Source organism: Spongorhabdus nitratireducens (assembly GCA_947387575.1).
In the GTDB taxonomy this organism is placed as follows: domain Bacteria; phylum Pseudomonadota; class Gammaproteobacteria; order Pseudomonadales; family Endozoicomonadaceae; genus CANDOC01.
Genome location: CANDOC010000006.1, coordinates 96,566 through 122,409, shown reverse-complemented (window position 1 = coordinate 122,409; position 25,844 = coordinate 96,566). Strand labels below are relative to the sequence as shown.

General features: G+C 49.2%; 23 protein-coding genes. 9 read left to right on the top strand and 14 right to left on the bottom strand.

Features of this window, described 5'->3' with window-relative positions:
- Positions 1-18: 18 nt before the first annotated feature.
- A complete protein-coding gene (locus ACYZZ0_RS12435; protein WP_461536954.1) occupies positions 19-300 on the bottom strand; it encodes a hypothetical protein in 282 nt (93 codons plus the stop codon).
- Entirely contained in the window at positions 300-1,619 is a 1,320-nt protein-coding gene (locus tag ACYZZ0_RS12430) for a hypothetical protein (RefSeq protein ID WP_461536953.1), read from the bottom strand. Before ACYZZ0_RS12430 ends, ACYZZ0_RS12435 begins: the two co-directional genes overlap by 1 nt.
- Before the next feature lie 768 nt (positions 1,620-2,387).
- Here ACYZZ0_RS12430 and ACYZZ0_RS12425 point away from each other — a divergent pair.
- A complete protein-coding gene (locus ACYZZ0_RS12425; protein ID WP_461536952.1) occupies positions 2,388-2,918 on the top strand; it encodes a gamma carbonic anhydrase family protein in 531 nt (176 codons plus the stop codon).
- A gap of 26 nt (positions 2,919-2,944) precedes the next feature.
- Positions 2,945-3,139, top strand: coding sequence for a DUF1289 domain-containing protein (locus tag ACYZZ0_RS12420; RefSeq protein WP_461536951.1), 195 nt, complete (start codon positions 2,945-2,947; stop codon positions 3,137-3,139).
- Position 3,140: 1 nt separating this feature from the next.
- Here the strand turns inward: ACYZZ0_RS12420 and ACYZZ0_RS12415 are convergent, their stop codons facing one another.
- Both ACYZZ0_RS12415 and ACYZZ0_RS12410 read right to left on the bottom strand, forming a co-directional pair.
- Positions 3,141-5,144 carry a PhoX family protein gene (locus tag ACYZZ0_RS12415; protein ID WP_461536950.1) on the bottom strand — a complete coding sequence of 668 codons (2,004 nt, stop codon included), beginning with the start codon at positions 5,142-5,144 and terminating at the stop codon, positions 3,141-3,143.
- A gap of 129 nt (positions 5,145-5,273) precedes the next feature.
- On the bottom strand, positions 5,274-6,950 hold the full coding sequence (locus ACYZZ0_RS12410; protein WP_461536949.1) for a hypothetical protein: 1,677 nt from the start codon (positions 6,948-6,950) through the stop codon (positions 5,274-5,276).
- A gap of 119 nt (positions 6,951-7,069) precedes the next feature.
- Here ACYZZ0_RS12410 and ACYZZ0_RS12405 point away from each other — a divergent pair, with 119 nt between their 5' ends.
- Complete coding sequence (locus ACYZZ0_RS12405) at positions 7,070-8,287, top strand: DUF819 family protein (RefSeq protein ID WP_461536948.1); 1,218 nt, start codon at positions 7,070-7,072, stop codon at positions 8,285-8,287.
- A 44-nt stretch (positions 8,288-8,331) separates the two neighbouring features.
- Here the strand turns inward: ACYZZ0_RS12405 and ACYZZ0_RS12400 are convergent, their stop codons facing one another.
- From ACYZZ0_RS12400 to ACYZZ0_RS12365, 8 genes are all read right to left on the bottom strand, one after another.
- On the bottom strand, positions 8,332-8,652 hold the full coding sequence (locus ACYZZ0_RS12400) for a hypothetical protein (protein ID WP_461536947.1): 321 nt from the start codon (positions 8,650-8,652) through the stop codon (positions 8,332-8,334).
- Positions 8,653-8,880: 228 nt separating this feature from the next.
- Entirely contained in the window at positions 8,881-10,539 is a 1,659-nt protein-coding gene (locus ACYZZ0_RS12395) for a hypothetical protein (protein ID WP_461536946.1), read from the bottom strand.
- A gap of 18 nt (positions 10,540-10,557) precedes the next feature.
- Positions 10,558-11,799, bottom strand: a complete 1,242-nt coding sequence (locus ACYZZ0_RS12390) for a hypothetical protein (protein WP_461536945.1) — start codon at positions 11,797-11,799, stop codon at positions 10,558-10,560.
- Positions 11,796-13,334 carry a hypothetical protein gene (locus tag ACYZZ0_RS12385; RefSeq protein ID WP_461536944.1) on the bottom strand — a complete coding sequence of 513 codons (1,539 nt, stop codon included), beginning with the start codon at positions 13,332-13,334 and terminating at the stop codon, positions 11,796-11,798. Before ACYZZ0_RS12385 ends, ACYZZ0_RS12390 begins: the two co-directional genes overlap by 4 nt.
- Before the next feature lie 3 nt (positions 13,335-13,337).
- On the bottom strand, positions 13,338-14,360 hold the full coding sequence (locus tag ACYZZ0_RS12380) for a hypothetical protein (protein WP_461536943.1): 1,023 nt from the start codon (positions 14,358-14,360) through the stop codon (positions 13,338-13,340).
- Positions 14,361-14,432: 72 nt separating this feature from the next.
- Positions 14,433-15,041, bottom strand: coding sequence for a hypothetical protein (locus tag ACYZZ0_RS12375; protein ID WP_461536942.1), 609 nt, complete (start codon positions 15,039-15,041; stop codon positions 14,433-14,435).
- A gap of 337 nt (positions 15,042-15,378) precedes the next feature.
- A complete protein-coding gene (locus tag ACYZZ0_RS12370; protein ID WP_461536941.1) occupies positions 15,379-16,668 on the bottom strand; it encodes an HlyC/CorC family transporter in 1,290 nt (429 codons plus the stop codon).
- 37 nt (positions 16,669-16,705) lie between these two features.
- On the bottom strand, positions 16,706-17,506 hold the full coding sequence (locus ACYZZ0_RS12365) for a cytochrome C assembly family protein (RefSeq protein WP_461536940.1): 801 nt from the start codon (positions 17,504-17,506) through the stop codon (positions 16,706-16,708).
- A gap of 344 nt (positions 17,507-17,850) precedes the next feature.
- Between ACYZZ0_RS12365 and ffh the strand changes: the two genes are divergently transcribed.
- Positions 17,851-19,278 (top strand): signal recognition particle protein, encoded by a 1,428-nt coding sequence (gene ffh, locus ACYZZ0_RS12360; RefSeq protein ID WP_461536939.1) that lies wholly within the window; start codon positions 17,851-17,853, stop codon positions 19,276-19,278.
- Positions 19,279-19,540: 262 nt separating this feature from the next.
- Entirely contained in the window at positions 19,541-20,113 is a 573-nt protein-coding gene (locus ACYZZ0_RS12355) for a cytidine/deoxycytidylate deaminase family protein (protein WP_461536938.1), read from the top strand.
- Between the two features lie 6 nt (positions 20,114-20,119).
- Here the strand turns inward: ACYZZ0_RS12355 and ACYZZ0_RS12350 are convergent, their stop codons facing one another.
- The gene (locus ACYZZ0_RS12350; RefSeq protein ID WP_461536937.1) at positions 20,120-21,436 is read right to left on the bottom strand and encodes an alpha/beta fold hydrolase; all 1,317 of its coding nucleotides are present in this window, start codon (positions 21,434-21,436) and stop codon (positions 20,120-20,122) included.
- Between the two features lie 1,144 nt (positions 21,437-22,580).
- On the opposite strand from ACYZZ0_RS12350, the gene rpsP reads away from it, so the two are divergent.
- From rpsP to rplS, 4 genes are all read left to right on the top strand, one after another.
- Positions 22,581-22,823, top strand: coding sequence for a 30S ribosomal protein S16 (gene rpsP, locus ACYZZ0_RS12345; protein WP_461536936.1), 243 nt, complete (start codon positions 22,581-22,583; stop codon positions 22,821-22,823).
- Positions 22,824-22,883: 60 nt separating this feature from the next.
- Positions 22,884-23,408: a ribosome maturation factor RimM gene (gene rimM, locus ACYZZ0_RS12340; protein WP_461536935.1), complete on the top strand. Its 525-nt coding sequence runs from the start codon at positions 22,884-22,886 to the stop codon at positions 23,406-23,408.
- A gap of 3 nt (positions 23,409-23,411) precedes the next feature.
- Complete coding sequence (trmD, locus tag ACYZZ0_RS12335; RefSeq protein ID WP_461536934.1) at positions 23,412-24,173, top strand: tRNA (guanosine(37)-N1)-methyltransferase TrmD; 762 nt, start codon at positions 23,412-23,414, stop codon at positions 24,171-24,173.
- Between the two features lie 111 nt (positions 24,174-24,284).
- Entirely contained in the window at positions 24,285-24,644 is a 360-nt protein-coding gene (gene rplS / locus ACYZZ0_RS12330) for a 50S ribosomal protein L19 (RefSeq protein WP_461536933.1), read from the top strand.
- A 103-nt stretch (positions 24,645-24,747) separates the two neighbouring features.
- Here rplS and ACYZZ0_RS12325 read toward each other — a convergent pair whose 3' ends face one another.
- On the bottom strand, positions 24,748-25,836 hold the full coding sequence (locus tag ACYZZ0_RS12325; RefSeq protein WP_461536932.1) for an ADP-ribosylglycohydrolase family protein: 1,089 nt from the start codon (positions 25,834-25,836) through the stop codon (positions 24,748-24,750).
- Positions 25,837-25,844 lie beyond the last annotated feature (8 nt).

Sequence of the window (25,844 nt, the reverse complement as noted above, 5' to 3'; positions counted from 1 at the left end):
ATACCGTAGATTGCCGGATCACGCTTTGGGCAGTACTTTGGGGTGCTGCCGCTTCAGTTTTAACGACAGCTGCTTCAAATACTCTTCTGCCTCTTTCGCACTATTGAAACGCTTTGCCTTGAACAATTGTTTCTCAAAACGGAAACGGTCAGAGACATAGCAACCACTGGCCTTACAACAGTCCACTTTTATCACCCACTGGCTTTGCTTATTGGCAGAGGCTGAGTCAGAGGCAGAAAGACTGGCTGTAAAAGCCAGCAGTAAACAGAACAGGGTGGCACTCACTGATAGCCTCATCATTACAGCTCCAGCGGGATGCTGTAAGACAGCGTTAATTCTGAACGGGCGGTATGCTGATCCATGCCATATTTACCTGCCTGCATGAATTTATTCTTGCCGTAGATAAACCTTGCCTCTAATCCAGGAACAACCATCGGGCTATATCGCAACGTCACACCTTTTTCATACTGGCGCTGGTCATGGCCATGTTTCCACTGACCGTCGGGATAGACATTGCTCTCTTTAGCGAAATAAACCGCAGTGTACAAGCCTTCCAGCACACCATTAAAACTGTGGCCTATTTCTACTTTTGTGGCGCGACCCCCTTCGTGATTAAAGGTGCCCTTGTGGCCAGTGACGTAATAGCCACCATTTTTACAACCCCGAAAGATGCCATCGTTCAGATTCCACTCAAACCCGACAGTATCCGGCATATCCTTGTTTTCTTCGGTTTCGGCATACGCCAGCATTACATGGCTCATACCCAGACTGTTGCTGAAGTTCAGCTGAATTTTACCCGCCCAGCGATGAATATTGTTATCGGCTCCGGAGACACGCGCCTTGCCAATCCGCTGTTTGCTTCGATAGTTAATACCCAGGTCAAGACCCATAGTTTCAGTCAGCTCCGGAGAGTAGGAAATTTCTGCAAAGCTGTAAGCTTCTTTATCAGTCTGCTTGCCGTAAGTGGCATAGAGCGCTGTATTGCCAAAATCCAGCGCTGCATCAACAATCCTGACGGGCTCTCTTTTGCCATTCACTTTGAAAGCTTTGTAGTCACTGTCGCCATTGATCCGCATGGCCCGGGTAACTTCCATAGCGGAAAACGAGAACATACCTTGCTGAAAAGAAAGGCGGTTCAGCTGGTATCGTCTGGGGGTTGTGCGGTAGTCACCGGTACCCAGCAACACATGACTGGATTTCACTCGTCCGGTTGTCAGTTCCAGCTGCGGCAGAGGCTTAATTGTCAGCGCCCCGTCTGCCTGACCATAGTTCTTGCCATTAACAAAATAGATTGAATCAGGCTTTTCTGAACTAAGCTGGACAACCCTGAGACCTGAGAGATCCAGCTTTGCAAAGTCATTGATGTAGCCTGTACTGAAATTGACTTCAGTGATTAGCACATCGAAGCTGTCTTCTCTTTTATGGGGATTTGAATCACTTTTCTCGATTGCGGTTTCTTTGTTACTGATTGATGAGAGTGAAAGCTCAACCGAACTGTCTTTAAACCAGCCCGCTACACCATTGGCAGAAAATGAAGCTAATGCTAACGGGCTGACAGCCATAACCTGGGCAGCACAAACTGACGCAAGAATACGTTTATTGAAATTAAATGATTTCATTTTTTAGGCACACAGAATCTCTCCAGATAAAGCGAATGCCTGATCCGGAATTACATATACAGAAACAAGTTTTTAGTAGTAAAAAATAATAAGCAGAATCAACCCTAAGGGTTAATACAGCGCTTTATTTTTGTTCTGCCGATATGCCAACAAGTGTGCCAAAAATAGGGAGGATAATAAGAACGTATCATCATCTTTTCCTTGAAGTGAGTTCAATAGTCACTTTAATGTCGACACTTTAAAGGGATTCAGATGCGTTTTATTTGCATTACATCAAAAAAATCACTGTTACTTTGTTTTTCATTTTATTTTGCTACGAAGCAAATTATCACGAAAGCTCAATCTGATACTTCTACCCCTCTCAATAATCAAACAAGTCCATACCACCCCAAACTGCTTGTCGGTACTCTTAAATCTATTATCTGTAATCTGTTATAGACTTGAGCAGGACTCTTCATAACTGTTAGCAATATTTCATTTCGCTGAAAGGACGGCAAAAATAAACAGTTCAATGTGATATTTGTATGATACTGACTCTACTGGCAGCTTGCGGCAGTTACACGTCCCGTTTTTAGAGCCCACACTTCAAAATGGCTCACAACAACAGCATTTCTGCCTTTTATAGCTATGATACTGTTGTCAGCGCCTCATCAATATTGGACTATTGTGCATCATCTGTCGGATTACCTTGCTGCAGAGTACATAACTGACAGCTTCAACAGTACCGACACGAAGGACTGTCCACTCCATCTTAGCGGGAGACCACATATGATCTTCAGACTGCAAGACCGTGAACTTCACACACTGGGTGAATATTTTATTGCAGACAATGCAACAGTTATCGGTTCTGTGCAGCTGGGTGATCAGGCCAGCATCTGGTTCAATGTGGTGGTGCGTGGCGATAATGGAATGATTACTATCGGTCCGGAAAGTAATGTTCAGGACAGTGCTGTACTGCATACTGATCCGGGCTTTCCGTTGACCCTTGGCAAGGGTGTGACTATCGGTCACAAAGCCATGCTGCATGGCTGCACTATCGGTGATAACAGCCTGATCGGAATTAACGCCGTTGTGCTTAATGGCGCAAAGATTGGCAACAACTGTATTATCGGGGCCAATACCCTGATTCCGGAAGGTAAAGAAATTCCGGACAACTCGCTGGTTGTGGGTTCTCCCGGCAGAGTGGTTAAAACGCTGGATGCGGATAAAATCGAACAACTCAAAACCAGTGCCGCACACTATGTTGATAACGCCCGCCGTTATCGCCAGCATTTACATGTCGACCCACGTTCGGAATAAGCTTTAAAACAAGGAAGGCAGCCATTATGAAACTTAATCAACTGAATGTCCCTTCACCCTGCGTCGCGATTTGTGCACTGGATGAACAGGATATCTGTATCGGCTGCCAGCGTACCGCGCAGGAAATTACCCGCTGGTCGCAAATGGAGAGTGCTGAGAAAGAGGCTGTTCTCCAGGCCTGCCAGCAGCGGGCCCGGGAAAACAACCTGATTATGGAGTGAATCAGGTACCGATCACTCCGCCATCATCTTTGGTAATCAACACGGTTGTTGAGCGGGCCCGGGGTTTGCCATCACTGGCCGGGTAGCTCAGTTTCGGGTGCTGCACATTGACCCACATGGCACGACCATCCGGTGTTGTAGTGACACCGGTAATTTCACAACCCCGCGGTCCAACCAGAAAGCGTTTTACTTCTGCTGTTTCCGGATCACAGCACAGCATCTGGTTAGTTCCCATATTAAAGTTACGGTCACTGCTATCACCATAGTCAGTCTGAATCCAGAGCCGGCCACCAAAATCAAACCAGATACCGTCCGGTGAAGAGAAGATATCGCCCTTGATATTACCGATATGATTGGCAGGTACTGCACTGCCATCCTGCAACGTTGCCCCCGGATGATCACCGGCCAACATAAAGATTTCCCAGTTGAACGTTGTAGCAGCGGGATTGTTGTCCGCTTCATGGAATCGAACAATCTGGCCATGGCGATTATCTATCCGCGGATTTGCTCCATTGGTTGGCTGGTCGTCTTTTTTACCCCGGTGTTTATTATTGGTCAGGGTGACATACACTTCACGGGTTTCAGGGTGTACTGCAACCCACTCCGGGCGATCCATTGTGGTGGCGCCCAGTACATCCGCGGCTTTACGAGCATTAACCAGCACATCGGCCTGACTGGTAAAACCGTTACGGAGAGTCAGGCCATCCTGACCGAAGATCAGAGCCTTCCATTCACCGGTCCCATCATCATTCAGCACCGCCACATACATTGTGCCCTGATCCAACAGGTCACGGTTTGCTGCCATATTGCGCGGCTGATAAGCACCGTCCGGCACAAACTTATAGAGATATTCACCACGGGTATCATCACCGAAGTAGAATGCCATACGGTTATCTGCACCCAGCGACAGGGTGGAACATTCCCGTACCAGTCGCCCCATAGAAGTTCTTTTCTTCGGTACGCTGTACGGATCAAAAGGATCAATTTCCACTACCCAGCCAAAGCGGTTCGGCTCATTCACAAAACCACCATGCTTCTGGCCGGCATCCGGGGTTGCATTAAAGCGGGGTTCGGTTGATTCCCAGCCGTAATATTTACTGCTGGCACCCTGGGCAACACCATACCGGTGATGGGAGACCCGCTGGTCGTAATCCTGTTTGTTCTGGTTAACGAAGTAGTTTTTCCAGTTCTCTTCGCAGGTCAGATAGGTTCCCCAGGGTGTCACCCCCATGGAGCAGTTATTCAGTGTTCCCAGTACCTTGCGACCAGTAGGGTCTGCAACGGTTTTCAGCATCTCATCACCGGCAACAACACCGGTCAGTTCCATCGGTGTCATACCGGTAATACGACGGTTGTATTGTGAAGGGTAAACCCGCTCCCAATGCCCGGCACTGTTTTTGCGCACTTCAATCACGCTGACGCCATGAGCAGCCAGCTCTTTTTTGACCTCATGGGCCGGGCGCTGCTTTCGACCTTCACTGTCTTCCTTGATCGTCAGACCATCCGGATGCAGCGTAGGATTGATATATTCATGATTCATTACCAGCAAGCCGGCAGAATCCGGTTTATCCGGGAACGGGAAGAACCACATACCATCATGGTTTTGTCCGGCCTGCTTCATCTGATCCTGCCAGCTATTGCTGCCATCTGCCCGCCATTCTGGCGCACCTTCTTCTACCGGGTCTCCCCAGGAAAAAAATGGGGTTGCGCTATAACCTTTCGGCACGGTTACACTGTCAAAAGTTGCCCCACGCTCTACTGGCACAGAGCTGAATCCAATCTGCGGAGAAAAGGCTGCTTTTCGTGCTGAAGCGGTTGATGCACAACCCATCAAGGTACCACCCAGGAAACCAGCCATTGCCAGCCCCAGACTGCCTTTCATAAAGTTACGCCGCCCCTGCTCCACCAGCTGATCCAGCGATTCATTGTCCGCCCGGTTATCCGGCTGGTTGTCCACAGCTTCAATCGATTGGTGAAACGCGTCGTGTGATTGGTTACGTAACATATCAAAACCCCATCATTTTATTGTTTTTTTGCCATGCTATTTTTCCATCGCTGATGATGAAAAAATCACCCGATCATGGCTATTGCTTCTTGCCTATGGGCATGAGGTTAGGTGTCCAGTGTTACAGATTTATTTAGCCTCGGCAGTTTTCAGTTTTATGGCTTCCAGCCATTCGTCATCAGTCACTTGATGTGTTCCGATATCAGGAGCTTTCTGGTCACAGCGCCAGCCTTGTCTGGGTGCAAAATCATCGCTGTGGAATACGACAAAATCCTTATCCTTGATGGTCACTGCTTTATAGAGATCCGGCTGCCAGTAACTCGGAAAATGATTACGACCAATAGTGTGTATGGCTGCATGCAGATAAAACTGGATATCAGAAAAATGCGCTCGTTGCTTCTTAATGACCTGGTAAGCTCTACGGCCATTCACAAACAAGGGTAAAGTTTGGGGAGAAATAAGAGCAGCCTCTACTGTCGCCAACAGTTGATCGACAACACTGAAAGTCCGGCTCGCTATAGACCATGCAAATAGCAAGTGGTGTTGAGGGTTTTCCTGTTCAAACCGAATGGCTTCACAACCGGGAGCAACTCTTATAGAACTATTACCGGGCTTTTCGCCATAAACGGCAGGAAGTACAGCAAGACTATCAGAGGCTCCGGTCAAACAAGTGCCCTGTGAACTGGCCAGTAAATCGTTGCACAGAGAATCAAGACTGCGACTGGGACGCCCCTCAGGCAGCTGCTCAATGATTTTTTTCAGTGAATCCAGCATTAGCCAGATTTTGCTGGATGACGGTGACAGCGCATCCAGGAAGCTCCTCAAACTCATTCCGGCATCGTGCAGTAATGGCTGTAGCCTGACTGCAATAGCATGACTGGCTATGCCTGTCTGATTATTAGTTATCAGGCTGTCAATAAACTGCCTTAAAGCTGCCTGTTCATCATCTTGCCAATGAATTTCGGTATCCCTTTCACTACCCATTTTCAGCAAGAGCCCTTTCATATCGGTATAATGCCTGATTAACTGAGGGAACAGGCACCCGAATTCAAGCTCTGCCAGACTCGCTGCATTTCGACTCCAGATCACCAGATAGGGGTCAGTTATTACCGTAGCCGCAGGACTGATCCAACCTCGTTCAACTCGGGTGTCAATTCCAAAGTGTTCCGCTTCCTGATTACCCAGAACAGATATAGCTTGCGAAATAGCATCGCTTAGCTGGGATGCAAATGCTCCCGATCCAAACAACCATCTGGACTCGTAACCATTCTGACTTGTTTTCACTACAACGAAATTATTCCCGGCCTTCACAACGGTTATGTCAGGTCCGGAAAATTGCGTAGAAAACAACTGTTTCCGCCATAGCAGATGTCCATTGATAACAAGAAAACTATTGGGTGATGCCTGACACTGGCTATCAAGATCAATAACCAGAATGGACAGTGCCAGCATTCGGGATAAAGCAACCGACTCCGGGCAGCAACATGACGACGACTTACCTGCTCTCATCTGCCTTGTGAGTTCATAAATACTGCTATTAACACCCTCAATACGAAGCTGAGCATCAAGTACAGGATTATCAACAGCCGAGGTGCATGAAATAAATTGATATAAGCGATGTCGAAGCTCATCACCCTCAAGAGCCGGATTGAGCTGAAGCCCCACAGCATGGAAGAAGCTGGGACCGGCAGAAACCAATTCAACATCAAACGCATTACTGCCAGCTATTCGCGGTATGCAGCCAAATACCAGCAAGAGCGTTAGAAAAACCAATCTCCTGCTGGGGCTGCAATGTATAACAGCCATAATTTAACAGCTCTTTTTATTGTTCCGGTAAGTGTAGTCCGCAAGGGGCGAGTTATATATCTGTAACTAGACTGAGTGTTCCGGCAACGCCACGACGAACTGCGGGAGCACTACGAACAATGATAACCAGTCCGTTCAGTTACCTGTCTTTGTTGATGCTGTATTTAATGCTGATCCTTTATTGTGAAAGCAAGTTACACCTGCGGCTGTTCAAAATTATTCCACCTCTGGTCTTTATCTATATAGGCGGTATGGCCGGGGCGACTTTTCATATCTGGGAGCTGACTCCGGAGTTGAAAAGCTTTATCAGCAGCCTGAAGTCCTATCTGTTGCCGATGCTGCTGTTCTGGCTGCTGCTGAAAAATGATATTCGGGATGTGTTCCGGTTGGGGCCACAGTTACTCGGCACTTTTCTCGCTGTAGCAACCAGTATTGTGCTCGGCTTTATCCTTATTTTTCTGATGATGAAGCATTTGCTCGACCCGGAGGCCTGGGAAACCTTCTCCCTGCTCTGCTCATCCTGGATTGGCGGCACGGTTAATATGGCAGCTACTCAGCAAGGGCTGGCTATTCCTGAAGGCAAGCAAAGTATGACCTACGCCATCTTTATGGATAATCTCTGGGGCTCATGCTGGATCGTATTTATTATCTGGCTGGCTCCCATGCGTCATGCCTTCAACCGGTTTTCCGGCGCTGACAGTGCAAAGATCGACAATATTATCAGCCATATTCATCTGCACGTTGCTGAAAGGGAAGACAAGCGGGATTACCAGTTTATGGATTTCCTGCTGACTATCGGACTGGGAATGGCGCTATCCGGTATTACTCTGGTGATTGGCAAACAATGGATCAATCCCGGCAATCTGATATCAGACAGCCCGCTTTATGACATCAGAACCTTTTTCAGTGGTACCAGCTGGGTAGTCATTCTGGCCACACTGGCAGGCATTATTGCCAGTACAACACCCTTAAATAAAATTAAAGGGTCTGATCATATGGGCGGAGTCTTACTCTACATTGTCGTAGGGCTGATCGCATCCGTAACTGATTTTTCTACTTTTAGTATTTTGGACGCTATCTATTATGTCGTTGCAGGCCTGCTGATCCTTACTTTTCACATATTGATTCTGTTGATTCTGGCCCAAGTATTCAAACTGGATCTTTATATTTGCGGCATTGCCTCAATGGCCAATATTGGCGGACTGGCTTCAGCCCCTCTGGTTGCCGGAGTATACGACAAAGCATTAGTTCCGGCCGGATTGGTGATGGCTATTCTCGGAACGGCCTTGGGAACAGTTGTCGCTCTTCTATTAGCAAAACTGCTCGTTATTCTATAAAAACAAACATACAATCTGCCGCCAAAGCTGGCGGCAGATTGCAGTCAGGGTTTCATCTGTTTCAACAAATGTATCTTGAATTTATCGACATTACCCTTGCATAGCATATCGATAAGCCTTGTCTCTCCCTGAAGGTAGTCAATGCTCATTACTTCATTTTCCAGATTTACAGCAGCTCGGGCATTATTCGCTGAATAAAAGCCGGTATATTTTTCTTCACTGACCATACCCTTGCTGGTAGGTCGCTTTAGCTCCAGATGCTCATAATTTTTCAGCATCAACCTGTAACCCAAAGTCACCAGATACTTATCTTCAAAAACAAGATCAAGCTGTTCAGAGCCATCTCTGGACTGACATATAAACAAATTGCCGTCGTAAACCGGCTCGACGGGATTTGCAGAATGCTCTTGCCGAGTTTCATCTGTTGACTCTGAGCAACCCACAAGCACACTCAATATGAGAACCAAGGGCAAATATTTTGGTTTCATTCATTTTCCACTTCTGTTTGAACATTTGCCTGATGCAGCTTTGGAACAATATGCAACATCAGACAAACGTCACGATGGAATGTCAGACTTGGTTAAACCCGTCCTTTAGAAGTCATCGTCATCGATATCAGATTTATGCCCCATGCTGAACCCTTGGGAAGAGTCAACCGGCTGACCCTGGCTTTGTGAAACAGCACTTGTTGTACTGGCAGCTGGCTTTTTCACAGGAGCAGATTGTTGCGGCACTGCAACAGGAGCAGCTGCAGCCTGCTGGCTTTCACGGACCAGCTGCTGCTTAACCGCTTTAGACTGTTTTTGTTGCTTGATATGCTGCTTGTTTACCGCATAGTTAATCTTTTCGATGTATTTTGAAGCACCGGAAGACATTGCAGACAGCGCATAAACAGAAATATAGGTACGCTTGCCAGTGATCGGATGCATCACTTCATAGCTGTAAACCTTGGTTGCTCCCTCAACTGACTGATCCTTGTATTCACGGCGCATGGTTTCGGAGAAACTCTCTACCGCTTGCATTTCAGTCTCGTTATTCAGTGCGTTCCCGGCATAGGTTTCCTGAATAATTCGCTTATAGTCTGCTTCTGTCTGAACATAGGAGTAGAGCGAGAATGCAACTTCAGTCTGTGCCAGCAGGTCAGCTTTTCTAATCGCTGGCTTGCTGTTTGAACCACGAATTTCTGCTGCAGCTGCACCCAGAATCCATCGCTCACCATTTTTCCCGGTAAAGCTGGAAGGACCAATCAGAGAAGCAATTTCCTGATTCGCAAGGTATTGACGCAACTCGGTGTCAGTGCCGGACAGCTGATCCAGCTTCATTTCCCCGAACAGAATCTTGCGGGTTTTGAGCTCATGCTTTTGACTCCAGGCCACCAGAATACCCACTTCATATTTGCGGGTGTTCGGATCCCAGGCTTCTTCGGTTGCCAGACTGACAATACCGTACAACGGCATTTCAGCTACAGCACGGGTTGAGAAAGTGGCAGTCGAAGCAATCTTGCCTTTCATTGCTTCTGCCCGTTTCATCAGATCCTTCTTGTGCGTTTCAGCGGTATTCAGTCGAGTTTTGATATCCTGAACCATTTCCGCCTGCTCCTGCTGCAGGGAGCTGGGGTCGTAGCTGGCATCAATTTTCTTGATCACTGCATCAACAAAAGCTTCGGCACGACCATCCCAGTTTTCCCGTTCCAGCTCCTTGCGCTCTTCTACTGATAACAGCTCTGCCAGATCACCGGCCTCATATTCGAGAGAGCCAATTTCTTCCAGCAGGGCGTCATACTCTGCACCCAGCTCTTTCTGAATATCGGAACCCGGCATAACCAGTTGATCTGACGCCGACATTTCAGTTCTGATTGTTTTTACAATATCCGTCTGGGCGAACAACATGGCAGTAGAAGCAGCCTGAGCTCGTTTGACCAGAAACTTCGGATCACGTTTTGGATCCCGGGTCGTAAATGAAGCAACACCTGTCGCGAGAATACGGAACTTTCCGGCTTCAAATTTATTGCCCCACTTTCTCTCGCCGATGTAATCAGTCAATGCATTGTTAACTGAAACAAAGGTTTCTTGCTGAGGTTCGGTAGCAAACTCATTACTGTTTGGATGTTGCTGGGCCTCTGCAGCCATGTGCTCAACAGTCTGCTCCTGTACCTGAGCTTCAGATCGCTGTTGCACACTGTCACCCCCAAAGTCATTTGCTGTCGCAGACAGTGACACGGCAACCCCAATTGCCAATAACAATTTGTTCAACTTATTGTGTTCCTGATTTTAATTGAAGTGTTTAAGCGAGGATTGAACCCAGGCGGAATCAGTGCCTGGAAGCGATAAAATACGAATCAACCGGATATAAGCCTGAGCCTGCCCCGGGGCGTTCATTGCCTGCCTGGTTTTTGCCAGATGAATCAGTGTTTCTGCATCAGGACCTGCAACCATGACCGCCTGTTGGTGGGCAGCTAATGCCCAGCGCAATTCACCCATGGCGCGTAACACGGCACCCAGCTGATTCCAGCCTTTTTGATTCAGCGGATTCTGGGATAACGCAGTAATCTGCAGGGCAATGGCCTTTTGAGCATGGGTTCCGGCAGTGAATTCAGCATCAGCCTGTTGCTGAAAATAGGCGGCCACTTTAGCGCTGCCGTAAAGGTTGTCTGCAGAGAAAACTGTATAGCCATTTCCGGTCAGGGCCTGAGCCACCAGCTGACGGAAATCATCTTCAGTCTGGTACCAGTCAGGCAGTTGAACCGGTGAGGGGTTACAGGATTCAGACAAGCGAGACAGTGACAGCTTGATGGTACCTTTCGCCACTGTAGCCAGATATTCGATAGCTGAGCAGCTGATGCTGTTTCCTGAAAGTATCGCTGTAGCTTGAGCTTCAGATATTGGCCTCGCCTCAGACCAGCCAGCATTGACAGATGGGAAGCTGGCTTTCAGAAAGCCACTCGCCTCGACTTGCCTGAGTGCATAGTAATCAGCCAGAAAGTCATAGCCCAGAAGGCTGAAATCAGATGAGAGTGCTTTATATTGCTCCTGATTAATAGCACCCTGTAACAGCTCACCCAGCTCAGTTCCAAGGTCTTCAATGCCTGGTACTGTCCAGCTCGGGTTCAGCATTTCCGCATCAACAGCAAAGGCATACGTACAGCGGTTGTCATCACAGTGACTGTCAACCTGTAAGCCCTGCCCTTTGAAGCTGGCGGTTATTCCCTTACGTGCCAGCAACTTGATATGCAGACTGTTTTCAGTGCGCGCCTGCAAGAGCTTGTGCCGCTCTTGAGCAAGTAGCCGATAGGCACCGGCCCGGGCTCTTAAACGCCCCTGTGCAACTGATTCACCTTTATTTCTGGCAACATTATTTTTAACCACAATGTTGTCTGAAAGTGGGTAAATACCACTTTCAGCGGCACCCAACTGTTCTTGATAAAGCTGATGCAGTTGAGGCGTATCCAACGCCATAGCAGGAGCGGATATGGCCACCAATAGCGTCAGTAGTCGAGTACATCCAACCATCATTTCTGCACCATCTCAAATATTGCTTCCCTGTCACCCAGTCTGATCAGATGAGGTCGTCTGGAGCGGCCTTCCTTTTTGAATGCGGTATAGATCTGCTGCAGTCCCTGATCCATGGCTTCACCCAGCTTGCCCTTGAACAGGAAATCCAGGGTCATTTCTTTACCGGCTGCTGACCAGCCCCGGGTTTCAACATGACCGGAAGTACCGTTATTCAGTACATGTCTGAAAATATCCACATCATTACGTTTGGCTCCACGAATGACGATCTGATAGCGCTGCTCCCTGTTAGCGAATCTGGCCAAAGCCTGAATAACCTCAACACCCAGCTTTTTCTCTAGCTGTCTGTAGGCTGATACCTGAGAAACCTGGGCTGACCGTTCCAGAGGAGAGACATAAATACGGGACTTCAGCGGATCGTTCATAATGGTGAATAGCACATCACCACTGGCATTATCCTTGAGCTTCAGAACCAGCGAAGTTTCCATGCCGACTTTGCCATTATGCTTTTGCACCTGGCGCTGTGACTGCTCAAGATAAAAGGTATGCGAGGTTCCGGCCTTGCCGTCATTTATGGCAAAACCAAGACGTTCCAGTTCATCTGTCAGCCAGTCAGTTCGTGCATTGCTTGAGGATTTAACCGCAAATACCGGTTCATTGAGGGCATCAAGATAGAAACTGACATCACTTAACAGCTGCCCGGCATTCACTCTGGCCATGATAATGATGTAGTAACTGCCTCTGGCAATATCCTCATCAACGATGTCATAACCGCCGACATAGCCTTCGGTTCTGGTTTCCAGTGCAAACGACAGCGCTTCATTAAAAGCACCGGACTTGCCCTGTAACATAACCCCCTGCACCTGCTGCACCGCATTACGCATCGCATCCTGCAGCGCCAGTTCCCTTGCCTTTTGTTCACCATATTTCATCGAAGCCAGACCTTTGGCTTCAACGGTTTTAGCCTGATCTCCAAACTGTGCGATACTACGATTGCTGTCAGTGGAGATAATCACAGTCGCACTTGCTGAACCTGCCCCGGACGGGATGGTTCTCAGGCCTGAGATATGAGCCAAATCTTGTTCGCTGATGGCAACTGCAACAAAATACCGATCGTCATAGCGCCCTTTCTTCAGCACCTTGACTGCAGACAAGTGTCCCTTGAAGGCAACTTCAGCCACTTCACGGAATGTTTCAGACGAATATTCTGATGTTACTTCGTCGACCGTCTCGGAAACATACTGGCTGGCGCTATAGGTGCTGCCACTCATGGTGACACCATTCACCATTTCATTGAGATGGCGTAGCGCTTCCATACGTGCTTCTTCAAAGCCTTTGGCTTCGTTGGAACGATTGGAAAAGCCCAGCGCTGTAATGTAGTAGCCCTGACTTGTATCATGCCCGCTTCTGACACCACCGCCGGAATCCAGCAGGGTAAACACATCATCCATCGGTGCTGCGGCTGTTGTATGCGACAGCACCATGGACAGAAACAGGGATGTCACCAGTCGCCATTTTTTGATGACTTGTGACTGCATAAATCAGAATTTCCAGCTTTCAGGGGTACCCACAGAAACCGCATAAATCTTGTTTCGTTTCAGGTATTCCTTACCCATGGCTTCCAGTTTCTTTTGGACTTCAGCTGCGAAAGGTTCATTCTCCTTCCAGATAAAGAGCAGACCTGAGCCACCATCCTGCTTCGGGGTAACTTCACCAGAAGCTACCGGAATATCCAGACCATCATCACTCAGAAACAGCACAACCGGTTGCTTGACTGCAAAACCCTGATTAATACCGGAATCAATTGCAAAACGACCATAGCGGAGGTTAGTCACACGACCACCCACCGGGTAATAGTTCATGACTTTATTTACCAGAGCCTGAATACTCTTTTGGGCAACTTCCCTGTAGGCTTCCTGCAGCTCATTAGGCTTACGATAATCGAAACCACCCAGGAACTTGCCTTCAATAGAGAAGAAACGCTTGGCCGGCATGTTGAAACGAATCGGCTCGAATGAGTGGATAATTTCACCAGTGGTCGGGTTTACGATTTTGGTGGTAACCAGAGAGCGGAAGATGATCTCACTGTGATCACTCTTCTTTTTGAATACGGTGCCCAGCGCCATGGATGATTCCAGCACATAGTCCGGATTCAGCTTTTCCCCCTGCTGAATCGCACCTTCATCAACGGTGTTTTCAGCCTGGAACGCGATTTCATATTCACAGGCATCACAGTTACGGGTCAGCACCTCAAAGCGTTTGGTTCGAGCCAGCTCGTTTTCCAGCAGTTTGGCAACAATGCCGTTATTGATAGTGGTGGCCAGTGCATCTTTTTCAAATGCAATATTGTCGATATAAGCCGCCAGGCTGATCTTGGAAAATGCTCGCACATCGTAGTTGCCCGGCAGCTCGATATTTTTGCTGTCCATCAGCGCTTCACGGTCAACTTTTTCAATCAGGGTATTGGCACTGATATCAGCTTCAGAATTGATTTTCAGCCCGGATGTTGTCTGACAGCCAGCCAGAATCCCTGCCATGAGTACAGTCAGAATAATTTTTTTCATTGTTGAAGTGTGTCGTTAAACAGGAGTGGTGAAGACAAAAAAAGACGCCCGGAACCGGGCGTCAGGAAACCCTTACTGGGCTTTGCTGAATGCAGAAATCTGCTGGTAGTTCTTGTAAGCAGAAACTACGGTGTCATTCAGGTAAACAATCTGCTCACCGGTGAATGCCAGCTTGTCTTTTTCTGCCATCAGGTCAGAGAAGCTGACCTGCTTCAGCAGGCCAGCAGAATCCAGTTGCTTGAACAGGGCAATATTCTGCAGTGCAACTTTAGAGGCTTCAGCCAGGCTGGCCATGATTTGCTGGCTCTGGTCGCTGTTTACAAACGCATCAACCTTGGCTTTGGTTTCCGGATCCAGATTGTCGTAGATAGCACGCTTGTCTTCTTCCGAGTCAGCAGCTTCAACAGCAGCAAAGTAAGTCTGGATTTCAACCTGCTGCAACAGCTTGTCGGTGTACTGCTCGTAAGCAGGTTTGGCAATCAGGAAAACAGCGTTTACAGAGGTGCGTACCACTTCAACATCTTCAATCAGAGAAGGCTGGTAGCTGTCTTTAACAGACTGGGCATAGAGATCCTGGCCGACAACCTGCAGTTCTGCATAGTTAACCTGCTCGCCCCCGTTACTGGCACAACCGGTCATCAGGGATGCAGCAACAGCAATAGCCAAGAATTGTTTTTTCATAATCGGACTTTTTCTTTCTGTACGTGTTATGTGTTAGGTGTTTACATTCGAAACAGGCGAGAACTTTAGTTAAATAACGTTACATTTTCGATAGGTAAACTCACCGCAATTAACCTTTAAATACAGCGGAAAAATACACCACTTATTCCAATTACACTTAACTCAACTACAAAAGAGGAAGTAATGCAGAATTTAAAGCATGAAAAAACCTGAACCCAACTCGAAAAATATCACTAAACACACAACAGATAGACGACTGAGACATCCCCCCGGCAGCACATAATTTCAGGCAACAAAAAAGCCCTCTTTTAAGAGGGCTTTTTTGTCATATCAGCTTTTATTCCAACTCTTCCTGAACCGCAGGCAGCTGGTCATTTCGAACCCAGACCCGGGCCGAGCGAATAATATTATCCTTGGTCTGCAGCACCTCAATCCGGTACTTTTTGACACTCAGGCAGACGCTCAGCTGGGGAATGGCTTCCAGCTCTTCAGTAATCAGACCATTGAGTGTTCTGGGACCATCTTGCGGCAGCTCCCACTCCAGCATTTTGTTGATTTCACGAATACTGGCGGTACCGTCAATAATATAGGTACCATCATCCTGTGGCGTAATATCATCGCTGCTATCCGCAACATCTGTCGTAAACTCACCGACAATCTCTTCCAGAATATCTTCCAGCGTTACCAGTCCCTGAACATCGCCGTATTCATCGACTACAACACCAATACGCTGTCGTTCTTTCTGGAAATTAAACAGCTGGGTATGCAGTGGTGTCGCTTCGGGAACGAAGTAAGGTTCTTCGGTTTCCTTCATCAGCATGGCCTTATTCACATCACCCATACTGAGCATCCGCGCTACCTTGCGCATATGCAGCATACCGCAGATATTGTTCAGGTCATCCTTGTACACCGGCAGGCGGGTATGCTGACTGGTACGCAGTTGATTCAGGATATCGTCAATATCGTCATTCAGGTCGATACCCTGCACTTCGTTGCGGGGAATCAGAATCTGGTCAACGGATACTTTTTCCAGGTCCAGAATACCCAGCAGCATATTCTTGCGGGAACTGGACATACGGACACCGGTGCCATGTACCAGTGTTCTCAACTCATCGGCATTAAGCTGGTCCTGAGTAGTATCTCCCGGCTTGACTCCAAACGGGCGTAACATGTGGCCGGAAATCCAGTTCACCGCAATAACCGCCGGATAAAGCAGGAACAGCAGCGGTTTCAAAACCAGAGAAGCCGGGAACGCAACCTTTTCCGGATGCAGGGCCGCCAAAGTCTTCGGTGTAACCTCACCAAAGATCAGTACGATCAGGGTCAGACCAAAGGTAGCAATCGCAATACCGGCGTCACCCCACAAACGCACCGAAATAACGGTAGCAATCGCAGAGGCCAGAATATTAACGAAGTTATTACCGATCAGGATCACCCCGATCAGTCGTTCGGGGCGCTCAATCAACTCTGATGTCCGCATCGCTGCACGATGGCCCTTACGAGCCATATGACGCAACCGGTAACGGTTCAGCGCCATCATGCCGGTTTCAGAGCTGGAGAAAAACGCAGAAAGAACAAGAAGAATGGCCAGAGCGGCAAAAAGCAGGCTCAGGGGTACCGTGTCCAAGGAGTTTACAGCCTCAAGTCTATTATGTTCTTCGATTCTATCCGCGAGTCAGCACCAAATCTACTACAAATTTGCTACCGAAATAGGCCAGCATCAGTAGTACAAAACCGCTCAGTGTAAGTTTCATTGCAGTCTGTCCTCTCCAGCCAAGCCAGTGTCTGCCAGCCAGTAATATCGAGAACATAATCCAGGCCAATACTGCCAATACGGTTTTGTGAATAACGCCCGCAGCAAACATATCCTGAACAAAGTAGAAGCCGGTGCCCAAAGCAATTGTCAGCAGAATTACGCCTACCCAGAGGAATTCAAACAGCAACAGTTCCATTGTCTGCAATGGAGGAAAAGCCTTGATAATGCCACCAAACTGGCGACGGTGAAGCTGGTGCTCCTGATAGGACATCAGTGCCGACTGGAATGCAGCGACCGTTAATACGCTATAGGCCAGTACTGAAATCACAATATGAAAGATCATGCCCAGTGATTTGATCTTCAATAAATCTTCCGGTCCGGTAAACAGAACCGACGAAATCACCGCCATCATTGCCAGCGGCAACAAACCAATAAACAGGTTGGAAACCGGTTTGCGCAGACTGCTCAGCAACACCACCAGAATTACCATCCAGGAGCTCAATGATCCGACGGTAAAGAAATTCAGGTTGATTCCACTGGGCTTGTGAATGACAAGATAAATACTTAACGCCTGTAAGCAAGCGCCGGCCAGCACCAACAGCTGCACCTGCGAGCGCTTGACCGCATGCCCCTGAAGCGACCGCCCCTGGGTAATCGTGCCAAGTAAATAGAATAAAGTTGCGAAAACGCTGGAGGTAATGGCGCTCATACAAGTCCCAATGCAGATACCACGAAGGGTTACAACAAAATGCAGCCGGCATTTTGACCATTTAATCTCGGGAAGTGTTCATGATTAACCAGGAGTGGCTGGTCACATCTCTAATTATGATCACTCCCTGCTGCATCTTGGCATAACGTGCCTGCCTTTAAAAGAAAACCTATAATAGAGAAGCCAAAAACGGTGAAATCCGGTAGCTATTCGTTATAGGATTGGCTTTTTATACTCAGGACCTGTTTTGATAACGCAGCGCGTAATGGACATATGTTCCATGTTAACCGCGATCTTATACAAAACCGGCCCACGCAAGCCCAGCGGCAGGATTCGTAACGCGGATGTTTGAAAATCTAACCGAACGCCTCTCACGTACTCTTAAAACGGTCACCGGCAAGGCCAAGCTGACCGAAGACAATATCAAGGAAACCCTGCGCGAAGTCCGCATGGCTTTGCTCGAGGCAGATGTTGCCCTGCCCGTGGTCAAGGATTTCGTTTCCCGGGTACGGGAACGTGCCATCGGCCAGGAAGTTCAGCAGAGCCTCAGCCCGGGTCAGGCCTTTGTTAAAATCGTTCAGGCCGAACTGGTCGAGGTTATGGGTGCCGCCAATGACGGCCTGAACCTGGCCCAGCAGCCACCCGCGGTTATTTTGATGGCTGGTCTGCAGGGTGCGGGTAAAACCACCTCTGTCGCCAAGCTGGCAAAATGGCTGAAAGAGAGCCAGAAAAAATCTGTGCTGGTTGCCAGTGCCGACGTTTACCGTCCGGCGGCGATCAAGCAGCTGGAAACCCTGGCCAGTGAAGTCGGCGCCAATTTCTTCCCGTCTTCTACCGACCAGAAGCCGGTCGATATTGCCAATGCAGCAATTCATGAAGGCAAAATCAAGCATCACGATGTGGTGATTGTCGATACTGCCGGTCGTCTCCATATCGACGACAGCATGATGGACGAAATCAAGAAGCTGCACGCAGCGATCAACCCGATCGAAACCCTGTTCGTGGTCGATGCCATGACCGGTCAGGATGCAGCCAATACTGCCCGCGCCTTTAATGAAGCCCTGCCATTGACCGGTGTGGTTCTGACCAAGGCCGATGGTGATGCCCGTGGTGGTGCGGCGCTGTCTGTGCGTCATATCACCGGCAAGCCGATCAAGTTCCTCGGTGTGGGTGAGAAGACCGATGCGCTGGAGCCATTCCATCCGGATCGTGTTGCTTCCCGTATTCTCGGCATGGGTGACGTACTGTCCCTGATCGAGGAAGCCGAGCGCAAGATTGACCGCAAGAAAGCGGACAAGCTGGCGACCAAGCTGAAGAAAGGTAAAGGCTTCGATCTGGAAGACTTCCGCGACCAGCTGCAGCAAATGAAGAACATGGGCGGCATGGGCGCCATGCTCGACAAGCTGCCGGGTATGGGTGCCATGGGTAATATGGCCCAGATGGCCCAGGGCAAGGTGGATGACAAGATGTTCGTCCAGATGGAAGCCATCATCAACTCCATGACCCCGAAAGAGCGTCGTAACCCGGATATCATCAACGGCTCCCGCAAAAAGCGGATTGCAGCGGGTTCCGGCACCCAGATCCAGGATCTGAACCGCCTGATCAAGCAGCACAAGCAAATGAGCAAGATGATGCGCAAGATGACCCGCAAGGGTGGCATGGCCAAGATGATGCGTGGCTTGGGTGCACTGAAAGGTCAGATGCCCGGTGGTGGCATGCCGGGTGGCGGAATGCTGCCTCCTGGCGGTGGCAAGAAATTCCCGGGAATGTAATTTTGCCGTTTTGAAAGGAGTGCCCCTGGCACTCCTTTCTGCTTTAACAACCCCCTGTAACCTCTTGATTTAACTAGCCCCTTTCAAACGCTCCCTTCCCTGAAGCCTGACTGTTGCCAAAGCTTTTCACTGATACTCCAAAAAGTCATAAATATCTGTCGCCAGATCAGGGAACCTGAACCCGATTTAATCTGTCGGAAACCCCGTAACCGGTCTATGGTTTGCACAACCTGTTCTCATCTTTTTCATCGGAGTATCACACATGACGGATGAATTCCTGATCGGCCAGCTGTTAAATGTCGGCAAGGAACTGAACCCGGCCTGGCCCTTTGCGGCCTGTATTGTCAGTGCCGATGGAACCCCGTTAGTCACAGCGGCCAATGCTACCCATATCAGCCCGCTGTTTACCGCCGAAGGGCTGGCCATTCATATGCTGGCCTCGGAATACAGTATCAAGCCTGGCGCTGATCTGACCCTCTACACCACGGCAGAGCCGGAAGCCTTGGGTATGGCGGCGCTTTACTGGAGCATTGTCTGCAACAATATTCCGCTCAACGGTATTGTTTATGGTGCAACCCGGGAAGACTGCTGGGGTTTCTGCGGCCAGAAGGATATCGCCCTGGGCTGTACGGATATGCTTGAACGCTTCCACAATATTCCGGAAATTGATGTTACCGGCCCCATGCTGAGGGAGCGCTGCAAAAAAGTCTTCACTACCGCTCGTCAGGAAGCGGCAGAAACCGGTGAACCGCCGCTCTCACTGGATATGGAAGACTTTTATATCATTGGTGACTGGATGCCGGACGAAGATGACAATGAACTGTCTGAAGACTGAGCAGCTTTAGCTGCCTGCACTTAGTCCGGATACATGCCGCACGAATCCTGCACAGAGCTGCCCGGCAACATCATACTGAAACAGAGCATTATGACTGTTGACGGGCCGGCCTCTTGAAAAACGGTCCTGTTTGAATCTCACCAGGACTTTATTCTTTCTCGCCAGTTCTTGTCCCACCCAGACCGCAGGATTTCGCCCTGACGATAATTCATCCTTCCATTCACCTGCAGTCTCATCAGGATTATCGATATCCATCCCACAGGCTTGCAGGAATGGGCGCTGCATAAAGTCAGGCACCTGATTATCATCAATACCGGAAATAAAGAGCATCGGCATATCCAGTCTGGTACGCGTCAGCATCAGTACCGGACTGACCCTGGAAAGAAACAGCTCCGCCAGCATCCAGACCGGATGGGTTAAATCCTGCAAGAGTTCAGAGGGTTTTATTCCAAAGTTCCAGGTACCCGCCCACTCATTCAAGCCATAAATGGGAGCCAAAAAATTAACCGGAAGACCAATCCCAAAATTTCCCGCCCCGGAGTAAATAGCACCCTGATAACGGCTGGCATCTTGCCCTATAAAGCTGGCTACCGTCATCGCACCGAAAGAATGGCCTGCCAGAACATGCTGCCCGACCTGGAGTATGTCATCCCTTCCTCCACCTGAGATCCTCACTTTTTGATTGATAATCAGATTATCCAGCACACGGCGTTCAAGCAGGGATTGCAACAGATTTGAAACCATCGATGGCAGGTGAGCATAGCGATAAAAGGTATGATTCAACTCCAGGCTAAAGTCTGTGCAGTGCTGCATCGACCAGGTTAAACCGGCCATCATCCATGACTCGGTATAACTTACCTCTTTCTGATATTCATGCTCCCGGCCCATAAATGTACCGGCACAGATAACAGACCAGCCCTCAGGGATCAGATTCGATGTCAGCGTGTTTTGAGTGGACTTCCCGTTTGGCATTTTTCGGCCACGGATATACGGTTCATCAGCACCACCTCCCGTGCCATGATGTAATTGCACAAGATCAATGGGTCCATCAGAACAACTTTTTGACTTGGGAATAGTGATAGTAACCGGAACCCGTCTCATTCCATGACTTTTATACTTTTGACCCTCTTCTTCCTTCTCAATCTCATACCCGGAACGTGAAAGCAGAAAGCTGGCAGGGCGGCTTAACCTTTGTAATAGAGGGCATTTCATTTCCCCCTTGTAGACATCATAATCCCTGCCCGAGTCATGTTCGGAGTAGACCAAAGTGAGTTCTTCTGCCGTCAGCCCATCATTGCTATCAATATGCTTTATGAAGTCCACCAGAAACTGCTCGGGGTGGCCGGTTTTCCAACACACTGCGCCTAGGATTCTCTCCGGAGGGCAATCATGTGCTTTCAACCAGGATCGAAAGCATTGGTAGCCCTGACGATAATGTGCTGGATAACTCCACTTTGTTGGCTGGGTCGGATCTAACAACTGCTGCAGCCATGATCTATCTACAGTCTCCTCTCCTTTACTATCTGTAGCCCTCTTCATTACAACAAATGCATAGTTAGCCCCGGACTCAAGCAAGCCACTGTCAGGCACTGCAGATATGACACCTCTGCACCGATAGTCATAAGGTTCATTGATCTCAGTCTGCCGGACCGTTATTGCACAGGTTTCCGAGCTTTCAGAGTCATCAACACGTATCAGGAAAACAGCTGGCCAACTGTCTATTTCTTTCGGCAATTTTACGGCGGCAAAAGTCTGCCTGCTATCAAGTCCAAGTTCGGAGATGTCTTCCAATCGCATACTGACCGGGAGCAACGGTGAGTATTCTGATAACTCTGCTTTTTCACAGGCTTGCTTTATTACTTCTGATGAGTACCAGTTATCAGGGATATCATAAAGATTCAATCTACATTCTTCAGCGTCGGAAGGCGGAGCCCGCAGGCAGGAGGGAAATCCTGTATCCAGAAAGTGGCTGTCCCAACACCAGCCGGGTGGTCGTAGAACCATTTGGTTCGAGAGGCCGGCATTCGCGCAGGAAAACGCATTAAAGAAAGATAACAAAAGCGTAAAACAGGCCATTCCGGGCGACAAAACAACAATTCTGACTCTCATTGGCGCACCTTTATTACTGCTTTTATCAGGCTGTCGGGTCAATCATAGCCACAACTCCTGATTGCGCTGCCACAGTCTGCGCCAGACCACACTCGACCTTCGCATTAAAACAGTTTGCAAAAACCTTGAATTGAAATAGAATATGCGCCCTTTACGGGGACTTGCGGATGCACAGTGCCCGTTTTGTGTTGCCTGACACCGGGTTATACCGGATGATGAGCGGCACTTTGGCCGAAAATCGAGCCTGAGCACACCCTTCGGGGTACAGGCTGCCTTTGCTCCCTGGTTAGGTGTACTCACCTGATGTACCGGGTTATGCAACGGCAGTTTTCAGGATCAACAACAGGAAACGAAGTTAATGGTAACGATTCGTCTCGCTCGCGGCGGCTCCAAGAAGCGCCCGTTCTACCACCTGACCGTAACCGACAGCCGTAATGCCCGCGGTGGTCGTTTCATCGAGCGCGTTGGTTTCTTCAACCCGATCGCTCGTGGCCAGGAAGAGCGTCTGCGCCTGAACGAAGAGCGCATTGCATACTGGAAGAGCCAGGGTGCAACTGTCAGCGATCGCGTAGCTCAGCTGCTGAAGACCGCTGCTGCCTAAGACACTGCACTAGCAGAATTGTCTTACGCACACTGAGACCGGAAAGAGGATTACCGTAGCGTGGAACACGTCGTACTGGGCCGGATTACCACGGTTTACGGCATTAAAGGCTGGGTCAAGATTTACTCCTGGACCAACCCGATGGAAAACATCCTCAAGTACAAGCAATGGTCTCTGTTGCTCGATGGCCAGATCCGCGAGGTTAAGGTCAGCGAGGGACGCAGGCACGGAAAGGGCCTGATTGCCCAGATAGAAGGCTGCAATGACCGTGAAGAAGCCCGCACATACTGTGGTGCTGAAATCCGTGTCAAGGCAGACCTGCTGCCCGCTCCGGCAGAGGATGAAGTTTACTGGCATCAGCTGGAAGGACTGAATGTTGTAACCCTTCAGGGTGAAGACGAGGTTCTGCTCGGCAAGATCCATCATATGATGGAAACCGGTGCCAACGACGTGATGGTAGTACGCGCCTGCAAGGGCAGCCTCGACCGTCAGGAACGACTGATTCCCTGGTTACCGGGCGACGTAGTAAAAGATACTGATCTGGAAACAGGTCAGGTTCGGGTCGATTGGGATCCGGAATTTTAAGTTATGTGGTTTGGTGTTATTACCCTCTTTCCGGAGATGTTCCGGGCAGTCACCGAGCATGGTGTCACCGGGCGCGCGGTAAAGCAGGGGCTGATTGATGTGGAAACCTGGAATCCCCGGGATTTCACCCATGATAAACACCGAACGGTGGATGACCGACCTTTTGGCGGTGGTCCCGGCATGTTGATGAAAATTCAACCTCTGCGTGACGCAATTCATGCAGCAAAAGAAGCTGCAGGATCGGATTGTCATGTGATCTACATGTCACCCCAGGGTCGAAAACTCGACCAGGAAGGTGTCAAGGAGCTTGCTGCGCGCAAGCGGATCATCATGATCGCCGGGCGATATGAAGGTATTGATGAACGGATTGTGGAAACCGAGATTGACGAAGAATGGTCAATCGGTGACTACGTCATGAGCGGTGGTGAACTGCCGGCCATGACCCTGATCGATACTGTCTCACGCTTTGTACCGGGCACCCTGGGTCATAAGGATTCCGCCCTCGAAGATTCATTTGCTGACGGACTGCTTGACTGTCCTCACTACACACGCCCTGAGGTCTTTGATGACCGGCGTGTCCCCGATGTCCTGATGAGTGGCAACCACGGTGAAATTCGCCGCTGGCGTCTCAAACAGGCACTGGGAAGAACCTGGCTGCGCCGTCCGGAACTTCTGGAAAAGCGCCAGCTCAGCAGTGAGGAAGAAAAGCTGCTCGCCGAATTTATTCGCGATCATCATGATGCGGATAACGACGGGCGGGTTTGAAGCGGCTTTAACCGTTTCAGGCAGCAGTGAACCGGACAGCAGCTGTACTTTAAGTCTTTGTACTTAGTGAATCATTTTTAGCGGAAACTTTTGCAACTTGGGAGCAAACCGATGAGCAAGAACAAAATCATTCAGCAGCTCGAAGCTGAACAGATGAACAAAGAGGTGCCGTCTTTCGGCCCTGGTGACACTGTCGTAGTACAGGTTAAAGTTAAGGAAGGCTCCCGTGAGCGTCTGCAGGCGTTCGAAGGCGTTGTCATTGCCAAGCGTAACCGCGGCATGAACTCTGCATTCACCGTGCGCAAGATCTCCAGCGGCATGGGCGTTGAGCGTGCATTCCAGGTTTACAGCCCTGTGGTTGACTCCATCACCGTTAAGCGTCGTGGTGATGTACGTAAAGCCAAGCTGTACTACCTGCGTGAGCGTAGCGGTAAAGCTGCTCGCATCAAGGAAAAGCTCAACAGCAAGTAATTGCCACTATCGGTTTTCGGCCAAGTCGATGGTGTCAATTGACACACAAAAAAAGCAGCTCAGGCTGCTTTTTTTGTATCTGAAAGAAAAGAACAAAGCACCATCATAAGGCGGTTACAACATCTCTTGCCTGATCCTGCAATATGCCATCAGGATCCACCTTCACCAGCCATTCAGCAGGAATGGATTTCATTCCCTGCATGGCTCCAATCCATGCTGCCGCCATTGATGCTCTCGCAGCACTGTCACCACCGGCCTCAAGAATCGCCAATGTACAGACTCTTAAATCATTCGGATTGGCTGACCAGGCATGAAATGCTGCCGTAAAGGATTTGGCGAGTGCACAGGAAGCGCCACAGACTGCAGTTGCATCAGTGACATTCTTACTCTTTTCCTGTCGAGCCTTCTGAATACTGGCCAGCACAATGTCACGACCGGCACCGGGTTCCATTCGCTGTGATACGGACTCAACAGCCTTGTTCATATCATTGCCCAACAGCAAACTTTCCAGCAATAACGCCTGAGCCTGGGTATAGGCAATAGCTTCTGGATTTTGCTGCCTGACCCGGGTAATGGTGTCTACCCGCTGAAGCAAATCCGGCTTACCAAGATAAGCCACAACAACGGGTGCAATAGACATCACGCTGTCAGCAGAGTCATCTGCATCACTGCTGAACAGTACAGTTGAATACCTGGCATCCAGCTCCGGTTTACCCTGTTCTTTCCAGTTCGCCAACATGTCACGCATGGCATGATCCCTGAAACCCGGGTACTCCGGATCAGCAAATACAGTGATCAGTTTCTGGGTAAAAACTGTTGGCAGTACGCCGCGGTTATCAGCAACAGATATCAGTAACAAGCGGGAAGCATCGCCATAATGAGTATTGTCTCCCGGCTTGCGATTGGCATGATAATGACCGGCTACCGGTTGCTCGAATCCTTTTAATCCGTCCGGATAGCGTCGCTTCATTTCTTCACTGTCATAAATCCAGTGACTGCCCAGTGCTGCAGCATCAGCAACAATAGGCGCCAGCATGGCAGCCATCATTCGATCCTGCTGTTCTTTCCTGTTCATGGTGGCGGCGTTCTCTTTTTCCCGAAATGTCTCAGCAAAGGAAAGCAAACTGATTGATGATAACAATAAAATCAGACAGCTTCGTTTTACAGCAGCACAGCCTTGTAACTGAATCATGATACAAC